This window comes from Empedobacter sp. UBA7252 (assembly GCF_002472765.1).
GTDB classification, from domain to species: Bacteria; Bacteroidota; Bacteroidia; order Flavobacteriales; family Weeksellaceae; genus Empedobacter; species Empedobacter falsenii_B.
Genome location: NZ_DKSQ01000057.1, coordinates 1 through 441 on the forward strand (window position 1 = coordinate 1; position 441 = coordinate 441).

Annotated in this window: 1 protein-coding gene; it reads left to right on the plus strand. The window is 22.2% G+C overall.

Annotated elements, in window-relative coordinates; all coding sequences use genetic code 11:
- Nucleotides 1-83: 83 nt before the first annotated feature.
- A complete protein-coding gene (locus B2X73_RS08090; RefSeq protein ID WP_181816300.1) occupies nucleotides 84-248 on the plus strand; it encodes a hypothetical protein in 165 nt (54 codons plus the stop codon).
- The last annotated feature ends 193 nt before the right edge of the window (nucleotides 249-441 follow it).

A 441-nucleotide genomic window follows, 5' to 3' on the forward strand; every position in this document is an offset into this window, starting at 1 on the left:
AATTTTATCAGTTGTGTTAAATGAAATTAACATTAAAAATTATTTTTAACACAATATTAGCGTCAACCAAAAAATTATAGATTATGATGTACACAAATTTAGAACTTATCAGAACTCCACAAGGAGTAGAGGTTGAAGGAAATTCACTATGGATGTTCAATCAGCATTTGAATTTAATGGTATTAATAGCTAATGAATCGATAAAAATTAAACCTTCTATGTCTTTTCAACGATTTAGAAAAAATTAAATAATATCTCTCAAAACCGCTAAATAAGTGGTTTTTTTTTATTTCTAAAATTCTTCATCATTTTTATTTATTCATTTATTGCGAAATAATATATCACCTTTTTCTTCCTTGTAAAGGATTGGGTTATAATTATTATAAAAATTAATTATATCTAATAGATTTTATAGATTTGATTTATAATTATAACAGATTT

Excerpts from the sequence above, each read along its gene's own strand:
- B2X73_RS08090 (WP_181816300.1), top strand. The coding sequence starts at position 84 with ATGATGTACACAAATTTAGAACTTATCAGAACTCCACAAGGAGTAGAG.